Below are 6,930 nucleotides of genomic sequence, written 5' to 3'. Positions count from 1 at the left end.
ACAGGCATAACGAAATCCATGATGGACCTTTCCCCGCTCTGAGCACCGGCTCCAGCAACAGGGAACCTGTCACACAACAGCCTGACACACAGGGAGTTACCGGCGATCCGGCACCGTTCCGGCGACTTCGCGCCTCAGGGCGCTCGGTGCCTGGATCCGGGACGGACCCGCTGCCGGCCCCACGTAGACTGGCAGTATGCGGCTGGTAGCAAGTGACATTGACGGAACGATCCTCGGGCATGACGGCAAAATCAGCGACCGTACCATCCGCGCCTTCCACGCCTGCCGTGATGCCGGCGTCGAACTGGTGTTCGTGACCGGACGCCCGCCCCGCTGGCTGCACCCCCTTGAGGACCAGCTGGGGCACGCCGGAACGGTGATCTGCTCCAACGGCGCCGTGGTGTGGGACCTTGAAGAAGGCCGCCTCGTTTCCGCCCGCGCCCTTTCCCTCGACGCGGTCTTCGAAACGCGCCGCATCATCAAGAAGCTGCGGCCCTCCGCGCTGTTCGCCGCGGAAACCCTCACCGGATTCCACCTTGAACCGGGCTTCATTGAAAACGACTCCAGCGAATTGCTGTCCGAGTTCACCCCTGCCCCGCTGGCCAGCACCCTCACGGCGGACGACGCCGTGGTCAAGTTCCTGGCTATCGTCCGGGAAGGCACTGCCGACGAATTCCTTGCCGAGGTCTCACCCGCCGTCGCCCACCTCGCGTCGGCCACCCACTCGGCACCCACCGTGGCCATGCTGGAGCTTGCCCTGCCGGGCGTCAACAAGGCCGTGACCCTGGCCGAATACGCAACCACCCTGGGCATTGACGCCGCCGACGTGGTGGCCTTCGGGGACATGCCCAACGATATCGAGATGCTTCGCTGGGCCGGCGACGGCTACGCGATGGCCAGCGGCCACCCGGAGGCCATCCGCGCCGCAGGGCAGCAGGCACCCCATTTCGACGACGACGGTGTGGCCCAGATCCTCGAAGCCAAACTCGCCGAACTCGGCGTCAAGCACCTCTAGGCGGGCGTCCGGGCGTGACTGAGTCCCCACCCTTCTTCGCCGCCGGTAGTTCCTCGGCGCGGATCGCGATGGCTCACCGCGGATTCTCGCCGGACGGACTGGAGAACTCGATGGCGGCGTTCCGTGCCGCCGTCGAACTCGGCTACCGGTACCTGGAAACGGACGTCCACACCACTGCCGACGGCGTGCTGCTGGTGTTTCATGACCCCTCGCTGGACCGTGTCACGGACGGGGCGGGCCGCATCTCCCGGCTCCCGGCCGGGACCGTTGCCCAGGCAAGGATCGGGGGCCTGGAGCCCATCCCGCTCTTCAAGGAACTGGTTTCGGCCTTTCCCGGTGTGAGGCTGAACCTCGACGTCAAGGACTGGAGCTCCGTTCCCAGCCTGGCCGCGGCCATTGAGCAACACGGCGTACACGACCAGGTGCTGATCGCCAGCTTCTCCGACCGCCGGCGCCGGGCCGTCCTCAAGCTCCTGAGCCGGCCGGTTGCGGGGTCGGCCGGGATGGTGTCCAACGCGGTCTTCACGGTGCTCGGGCCGGTGCTCCCGGCCCGCGTCATCCGGCGGGCCCTGCGGGGCGTGCACGCGCTTCAGGTGCCGGTCAGCTACGGTGCAATCCGGGTGGTGACTCCGGCCTTTGTCCGCCGGGCCCACCGGCACGGACTGCAGGTCCATGCCTGGACTATCAATGATCCCGCGGAAATGCACCGGCTCCTGGACATGGGCGTTGACGGAATCGTCACGGACCGGGCGGATCTCCTCAAGAAGGTGCTCCAGGACCGGGGGCAGTGGGACTAGCGGTACTGGCCGGACTTAGCGGTACTGGCCGCCGTGGCGTGATGCCCGCTGTGCATCGAGCACCCCCGCGAACTCATCCGCGGGGACCGGCCGCCCGAAGTAGTAGCCCTGGGCGCTGACACAGCCGATGCTGGCCAGGTGCTGCGCCTGTTCCGCGGTCTCCACCCCTTCCCAGACCGCCTCCAGGCCGCATGCCCGGATCAGCTGGAGGATCGCGGCTATCAGGGCCGGCTGTGCCGGATCGGTGCCCAGGTCCTTCAGGAGGGAGCGGTCCACCTTGACCTTGTCCACGGGCAGCCTGCGCAGGTAGCTGATGGAGGAATAGCCCGTGCCGAAGTCATCGATCTCCAGCCCGACGCCCAGTTTGCGCAGGCTGTTCAGGGAGTACCGGTCCAGTTCATTGCCGCTTACGATGGCGCCCTCCGTCAGCTCGAGCACGAGCAGCTCCGGGCTGAGTTCGGCCCCGATGAGGGCATCACGGACCTCCTCGATGAACTCGAGGCGCTGAAGGTCGGTGGGCGAGATGTTGATGCGCATGGTGAAGTCGTCACCCGCACGGCCTGTGGTCCGCCAGTGTCGGAGCTGTTCGACGGCGGTGCGGAGCACCCAGCCGCCCAACTCGGAAATGAGTCCGGCGTCCTCCGCGAGCGGAATGAATTCATCCGGCATCACCATTCCGCGGGAAGGGTGCTTCCAGCGGACCAGTGCCTCAGCGCCCTCGATCCTGCCTGTGGCGAGCTGCACCACCGGCTGGTAGAAAAGCACCAGCTGGGATTCCGTGATTGCCGTGCGCAGGTCCTCAATCAGCTGGCTTCGCAACTGGCGCGCATGCAGCATGGCCGGTTCGAAGACCTTGAGCCTGTTTCGTCCGCCGGCTTTGGACGCGTACATGGCCACGTCGGCTTCCATCAGCAGCTGTTCCGCGCTTTGGCCGGCTCCACCGATGCACAGCCCCATGCTGGCGCCGCAATGGATGGCGTCGTTCTCGAGCTCCACCTGATCATCCAAAGACGAGAGGATGCGGTTGCCCACGCTTGCCGCACGTGCCAGCGTGGTGGCGGGCATCAGTACGGCGAATTCGTCGCCGCCCAGGCGGGCCACGGTGTCCGAATCGCGGACGGATCCCTTGATTCGCTCGCCGACGGCGGCCAGCACCTGGTCCCCGGCAGCGTGGCCGAGGGTGTCGTTGATGCCCTTGAAGGCATCAAGGTCCAACAGGAGGACGGCGGGCGGCAGGCCGCCCTGTTCAGTTTCCGCGAGTGCCGCGTTGAGGGCGCTGACAAGGGCTACGCGGTTCGAGAGGCCCGTCAGCGAGTCCGTGAGCGCCATCTTCTGCATTTCCAGATGAGCTTCGTTGAGCAGCCGGGTGCGCAATTCCACCCGCTGTTCAAGCTCCTGGTACATGATCTGCAGGTCCTCGGCCAGGAGGTTGGTGCCCATGATAACGGCATCCAGTTCGTCCCTGGCGGGGGATACTTCGATTCTGGAGTGGAGCTCTCCTGCAGCGAGGCGGACTATTCCGTCCAGCAGCTTGCCCAGCCGTGGATCCCCGTCAGTGAACATAGGCATGTTCCTTCAACCAAGTGATCGCCTCGGTTTCGGACGTGAAGTAGCCGGCGGGCCCAGACTTGAAGTCGCCACCGAGGATGAAATGGGCCAGGATCCGGTCCACGGGCGTCTGGCCCAGCAATGCCCAGGCACACACTGTGGTCAAACTGCCAAAAACAGCCCTGGCCGCCCTGCTTACGGACGCCACATTTGTCACGTCCATCAGCACAGCCACCGGCGAACCGGCTACGGGGAGTTGAAGTTTCGCGGTCAGCAGGCGGGCTGACTGCTCATCCAGGTGTTCGTCCCGGGGGAGCACGATCTTGATGATTTGATCCTGCATCAATCCAAGCGGCTGAGACATTCTTCCCCCGACGATATGAGAGGAGGCTTTTGGCCTCTCTAGCACCATCAGGACTTCGATGATGCCGTGTGACTAAAAATACACTGTCAAACCGCGTCCGTGGTCCCCTGGTTCACGCCGGCCGCAAATGCGCGGACCTGGGCGCTCCGTTCCGAGGCCGCCGCATCGTCAAAGAGCGCTGCCGCATCCTCCAGCCGCTGCAGCCCTTCGTCGTTTTCACCGTTGGCAAGAAGGGCTTTTCCGAGAAGGAACGAGGCCTCACCGGCAGTTTGGGTGGCTAAAATACCGGATTCGGTGCACAGCGGCCTGAGCATGTTGATGGCAGTGGCCATGTCGCCGGTAAGGAAGTGCCAGTGCGCGCGGGCGAAGGACATTTCAAGGAGGTCGCGGTTGCTGCCGCCCACCACCTCGGTGGCTAATTCGGCCCGCTCGATGCACCGGAGGGTGGCAGGGTCGGTGAGCTCCGCCTCCAGGCGCATTACCGCGGAGGCGCGGTTGAACCTGGCCCAGAGGTCCACGTCCTTCGAGGGCGAGAGGCTCTCGGCCGCCATGTCGTGGTAGCGGCCGCCGTCCGTGAGCCTGCCGCTGAGGAACGCGACATTGCCAATCACCCAATAGGCCTTGCCGGCAGTGTCCTCGTTAACGAGCTCCGTCAGCAGGCCCTCAAGGAGGAGGCACTGGTCCCACGCTTCATCGAGCCGGCGGCTTTCGGCCAGGGCGGCGATGAGGGCCCGTTGCGCTTCCACGTGCAGGTAGACGTATTCGGCGTTGCCGGCCACCAGGTTCGCTGCAGCTGCCGCTGCCGACACGGCATCCGGGAGCCTCCCCAGCCCCTGCTGCGCGACCGCCAGGAGCGTATAGGCGCGGGCGGCCAATAACGGGTGATCCAAGGACAGGGGAGACTCGGCCAGGGACCTGGCGACTTCCAGGCACTCGGAGATTGATCCCTCGTCGCGGAGGCATTCGGCTTTCAGGTAGATCATGTTCCACCAGCCGGATTGGTCTCCGGATTCGAGGGCCAGCGCCGCGGCTGCGGCGGCCTGGGCTTTTGCACCAGCGTAATCGCGATTTCTTGCACTTTCGCGTGCCTGCAGCTCGGCCACTACGTAGGGAGTCAAATTCCGGGGAGTCCGCATTTGCCAATTATCCACCCGGGCGGCCTCCCGGGCAGTCCGGATGCCACAATTCTCTTCGTATTACTTGGCTTTAATGTTGATGTTTTGACCGTATAATGTCGCACGTAATGCAAGGTAAGCCCAATTGATTGAAAGGACCAACGGATGAAGAAGATTGCCGCAACATTCTTGCTCACCGGCGTTTTGGCTGTTGCAGGATTCGCCGCACCCGCTAACGCCGCTCCGAAGTCGGACACAAATGTCAGCACCTCCAGCAAGACCGTGACTACCCAGTCCTCCATCGGTTGGTGGCCTAACTAGTTCGACGAGCAGACTGCCCCCGGATTTCACATCCGGGGGCAGTCCCGTTTAAGGGCCGGAAATGGGCAACTGCACGGTGATTGTTGTGCCAGCGCCGAGTTCCGAGCTGACAGCCAAATACCCCCGGTGCGCCTTTACGATGTCGTATGCAATGGCGAGCCCAAGGCCGCTGCCCGGGACGGCAGTGGACGTAGCGTTGGATGCCCGGAAAAAGCGGGTAAAGAGATGCGGGATTTCTTCGTTCGGGATTCCGACGCCTGTGTCGCGTACGTGGACATTAACCCCGGGTTCTCCATCTGTCATTGGCTCAATGCGGCAGCTGACAACAATCCGCCCCCCGCTCGGGGTGAATTTGATGGCATTTGAAACCAGGTTCGTGAAAACCTGCTCCAGCTGGACTTCATCGGCAATAATCGCGGGGTCGCCGTCGTCGAGCTCCAGCGAGATGGAGACGTCCCCCAGCTCCGCCAGCGGACGCAGCGCCACTGTCACGATCTGTAGGGTGTGCCCCAGCTGCACTGGTGCGAGATGCAGGTTGGCGCCCTCGTAGTCCTGCCGCGAAACAGTGAGCATATCCTCGATCAGCCGGCGGAGCCGCTCGGAGTTCCTGACAATGATGTCCAGCATCCGTTCCACTTCAGGGGGCACCGGGCCTCCCACGCCATCCTGGATCATGTCCAAGTAGGCGGAGATGGAAGTGAGCGGCGTCCGCAGTTCGTGGTTGACGGTGGCCAGGAAGTCGGTTTTCGCCTGGTCAAGCTGCCGCAGCTGCTTGACCACCTGCTGCTGCGCGCTCATCAGGTGGCTTTGGATGAGCCCGTACGCGACGTTGCCGGCGACGTGCTGGATAAGGGAAATTTCCGTGCGCGTCCAGACCCGTGGCTCGTCGAGCTGTGCAATCCAGATGACGCCAAGGGACGATTTTCCTTCGCCCACGGGGACGAACGCGGAGGCCCAGGGGCGCATGTGTTCGGTCCACGCCTCCAGGCCTTGGTCCTCCGGGGACCACTCATGGATGTTGTGGTCGTCCACGGCGAGAACCTCGGCCTCCGACCATAGCCGGTCCGCAACGCGGTGGGCAGAGGCTTCGTGGATTCCCAGCCCGCCCGCGATCGGGGCCAGGCCGGGACGATGCCACTGGGCCGCTATCCGGGGAACGCGGTCGTCGTCGAACGTGGTGAACAGAACGCGGTCGGCGCCGAACGTCTCCCCAAATCCCTTCACCAGATGGTCCGAAATCACGTGCGGATCGTGCGTGGCCCGCACAGCGGCGGACACTTTCCGGAGCTTCTCGCGCAGCCGTTCCGCACTTTGCCGGGCCTCAGAGCGCTGCGCGGCACGGCTGATCAGAACGTCTGCCCGGTGGACAAGTTCAGCCGGTGCAGCGGGCTTTGCAATATAGTCCGCCATCCCCAGGGTCCGGACGCTTTCAGCCTCGGATTCGTCGTCCAGGTCGATCAAAAGAAGCAGCGGGGCAGTCACGGGAAGGCCCGCAAAAGAATGGTCCGCGACGACGATGCTGGGACTTTGCTGTTCGAGCAGGCCCGCAAGACCTTCCTGGCTGGAGGCCCTGGCCACATCGAAACCTGCTGCGGCCAGGACGGCCGCCGTAGCGGACAAGCGCCCGCCGTCCGGATCCGCAACGATGGCCGTGCGTGGTACGAGTGATTTCTCCGCCGCCTGTGTAACCACAGTGCCCCCTTCGGTCCCGGTTGAGTACATTGTAGGGTGACATCAGTCGCACGCATTCCGTGCGGGCGAACCCTGGCG

General features: G+C 64.3%; 7 protein-coding genes. 3 read left to right on the top strand and 4 right to left on the bottom strand.

Going from position 1 to position 6,930, the window contains the following annotated elements; all coding sequences use genetic code 11:
* Positions 1 to 196 precede the first annotated feature (196 nt).
* Together J2S97_RS09240 and J2S97_RS09235 are read left to right on the top strand one after the other, a co-directional pair.
* Positions 197 to 1,015: an HAD family hydrolase gene (locus J2S97_RS09240; protein ID WP_307048556.1), complete on the top strand. Its 819-nt coding sequence runs from the start codon at positions 197 to 199 to the stop codon at positions 1,013 to 1,015.
* A gap of 14 nt (positions 1,016 to 1,029) precedes the next feature.
* Complete coding sequence (locus J2S97_RS09235) at positions 1,030 to 1,812, top strand: glycerophosphodiester phosphodiesterase (RefSeq protein WP_373460527.1); 783 nt, start codon at positions 1,030 to 1,032, stop codon at positions 1,810 to 1,812.
* A 15-nt stretch (positions 1,813 to 1,827) separates the two neighbouring features.
* Here J2S97_RS09235 and J2S97_RS09230 read toward each other — a convergent pair whose 3' ends face one another.
* The 3 genes from J2S97_RS09230 to J2S97_RS09220 all read right to left on the bottom strand — a co-directional run bounded on the left by J2S97_RS09230 (position 1,828) and on the right by J2S97_RS09220 (position 4,860).
* A complete protein-coding gene (locus tag J2S97_RS09230; RefSeq protein ID WP_307048554.1) occupies positions 1,828 to 3,375 on the bottom strand; it encodes a putative bifunctional diguanylate cyclase/phosphodiesterase in 1,548 nt (515 codons plus the stop codon).
* Positions 3,365 to 3,703, bottom strand: a complete 339-nt coding sequence (locus J2S97_RS09225) for a DUF7793 family protein (RefSeq protein WP_307048552.1) — start codon at positions 3,701 to 3,703, stop codon at positions 3,365 to 3,367. Before J2S97_RS09225 ends, J2S97_RS09230 begins: the two co-directional genes overlap by 11 nt.
* Positions 3,704 to 3,810: 107 nt before the next feature.
* Positions 3,811 to 4,860: a hypothetical protein gene (locus J2S97_RS09220; protein WP_307048550.1), complete on the bottom strand. Its 1,050-nt coding sequence runs from the start codon at positions 4,858 to 4,860 to the stop codon at positions 3,811 to 3,813.
* A gap of 144 nt (positions 4,861 to 5,004) precedes the next feature.
* On the opposite strand from J2S97_RS09220, the gene J2S97_RS09215 reads away from it, so the two are divergent.
* On the top strand, positions 5,005 to 5,160 hold the full coding sequence (locus tag J2S97_RS09215; protein WP_307048548.1) for a hypothetical protein: 156 nt from the start codon (positions 5,005 to 5,007) through the stop codon (positions 5,158 to 5,160).
* Between the two features lie 48 nt (positions 5,161 to 5,208).
* Here the strand turns inward: J2S97_RS09215 and J2S97_RS09210 are convergent, their stop codons facing one another.
* Positions 5,209 to 6,852: an ATP-binding protein gene (locus J2S97_RS09210; protein ID WP_307048546.1), complete on the bottom strand. Its 1,644-nt coding sequence runs from the start codon at positions 6,850 to 6,852 to the stop codon at positions 5,209 to 5,211.
* Positions 6,853 to 6,930 lie beyond the last annotated feature (78 nt).

The sequence above is a fragment of the Arthrobacter oryzae genome (assembly GCF_030812315.1).
Lineage (GTDB): Bacteria > Actinomycetota > Actinomycetes > Actinomycetales > Micrococcaceae > Arthrobacter > Arthrobacter oryzae_B.
This window is presented reverse-complemented; position numbering and strand designations above follow the sequence as displayed.

Bases quoted from the DNA above. Each gene is read 5' to 3' on its own strand.
- J2S97_RS09220 (WP_307048550.1), bottom strand. From the start codon at position 4,860: ATGCGGACTCCCCGGAATTTGACTCCCTACGTAGTGGCCGAGCTGCAG.
- J2S97_RS09225 (WP_307048552.1), bottom strand. From the start codon at position 3,703: ATGCAGGATCAAATCATCAAGATCGTGCTCCCCCGGGACGAACACCTG.
- J2S97_RS09215 (WP_307048548.1), top strand. From the start codon at position 5,005: ATGAAGAAGATTGCCGCAACATTCTTGCTCACCGGCGTTTTGGCTGTT.
- J2S97_RS09240 (WP_307048556.1), top strand. From the start codon at position 197: ATGCGGCTGGTAGCAAGTGACATTGACGGAACGATCCTCGGGCATGAC.
- J2S97_RS09230 (WP_307048554.1), bottom strand. From the start codon at position 3,375: ATGTTCACTGACGGGGATCCACGGCTGGGCAAGCTGCTGGACGGAATA.